The organism is Nesterenkonia sp. LB17, from assembly GCF_022565915.1.
Classification (GTDB): domain Bacteria; phylum Actinomycetota; class Actinomycetes; order Actinomycetales; family Micrococcaceae; genus Nesterenkonia.
Genome location: NZ_JAJOYX010000010.1, coordinates 1 through 1453 on the forward strand (window position 1 = coordinate 1; position 1453 = coordinate 1453).

The 1453-nt window shown below is 64.1% G+C and carries 2 protein-coding genes; one reads left to right on the forward strand and one right to left on the reverse strand.

Annotated elements, in window-relative coordinates; translation table 11 throughout:
* Positions 1 to 35: 35 nt before the first annotated feature.
* Complete coding sequence (locus LTH96_RS12865) at positions 36 to 1064, reverse strand: IS30 family transposase (protein WP_370644451.1); 1029 nt, start codon at positions 1062 to 1064, stop codon at positions 36 to 38.
* Between the two features lie 102 nt (positions 1065 to 1166).
* Here LTH96_RS12865 and LTH96_RS13085 point away from each other — a divergent pair, with 102 nt between their 5' ends.
* Positions 1167 to 1397, forward strand: a complete 231-nt coding sequence (locus LTH96_RS13085; RefSeq protein WP_255728174.1) for a hypothetical protein — start codon at positions 1167 to 1169, stop codon at positions 1395 to 1397.
* Positions 1398 to 1453 lie beyond the last annotated feature (56 nt).

Genomic DNA, 1453 nt, shown 5'->3' on the forward strand with positions numbered 1-1453 from the left:
GGCGGATTCCAGCGGTCGTTGCAACAACAGCGGTTTCAACTGGTGGTGAGTAAGTCTCTCATCGCTTCTGCTGGGGTCCGCCAGTCCAGGGTCTTCCTCGGGCGTCCATTGAGGAGATATGCCACGTGTTCGAGGTCTTCAGCCCCGTGCACCGAGAGATCAGTGCCTTTCGGGAAGAACTGGCGCAGCAGCCCGTTGGTGTTCTCATTGGTCCCGCGCTGCCACGGCGAAGCCGGGTCACAGAAAAAGATCGCAAGGTCTGAAGCCATACTGATCCGCTGATGAGCCGCCATCTCAGAGCCCTGGTCCCAGGTCAGGGAACCGCGCAGATGCCCTGGCAGAGACTTCATCCTCTCGGTCAGGGCGTCTGCAACCGGGCTCGCAGCATGACCCTGGGGCAGGTGGCAGAGCATCGTGAACCGGGTGCTGCGCTCCACCAGGGTCGCAATCGCGGAACGATTTGAAGCCCCCATGATCAGGTCACCCTCCCAATGGCCAGGCACCGCCCGGTCCTCGATCTGGGCGGGCCGTTGCGAGATCATGATCATCTCTTCCCCGAGGATCCGGGGTCGACGCTGCTCCCCCTGGGGCCGGCGTCGGGCCCGGCCGGTGCGCAACGCGGCCTGCACTTCTCGTTTCAGTCCACCGCGGGCCTGGAAATACAGGGCCTGATAGATCGTTTCGTGGCTCACCCGCATCTCCTGATCCTGGGGGAAATCCTCCACCAGTCTCTTACTGATCTGCACAGGAGACCAACGCAGCGCCAGCTTCTGAGCCACCCACCGGCGCAGCCTGGTCTCGGCGGCGAGTTTGGGAACCTTCGGGCGGGCTCTGCGTTCGGAAGCCACCCGGTGCGCCCCGTAGGGCAGGTAACGGTGATCGCGACCACGGTGCCGAGCCAGTTCCCGGGTGATCGTGGACCGGGCCCGGCCCAGCTCACGGGCGATCTGCGCGGCAGAACACCCATGGTTGAGCAGATCCTGGATCCGTTCGCGCTCTGTCAGTGAAAGGAACCGGGCTGCGGTCTGCTCATCGGGGACGGGATCATCAGCGACTCTGCTCATGCTTCTAGAGCGTTGCGGGCCGGTGGTGTATTCACGATCCCATCTCCGAGCAGCGGACTCCGAGGCACCGGCAGCGACTGCGGCCCTCGCAATGGAGGCGCCGTGGAGTCGCTGCCGGTGGAACTCGTTCTTGCCTGGATGCCTCGGGCCGTGCCGGGCGTGGCTGCGATCTATCCCGGCCGCCTTGGCCCACAGGCGCAGCATCTCGCGGCTGACACCGGCTTCTCTGGCGACTTCGGAGAGGTTCGGATTCCGGTTCAGTTCATCCAGGACCTGGTCTTTGAACCAGGCCGGGTATCCCTGTCCGGTCCGGGGTCGGGGGTGATGTGGTGAAGGCACTTGCAACTCCTGAATCTCAGGCTGTTGCAACCACCACTAGAACCCGCAGG

Bases quoted from the DNA above. Each gene is read 5' to 3' on its own strand.
- LTH96_RS12865 (WP_370644451.1), bottom strand. From the start codon at position 1,064: ATGAGCAGAGTCGCTGATGATCCCGTCCCCGATGAGCAGACCGCAGCC.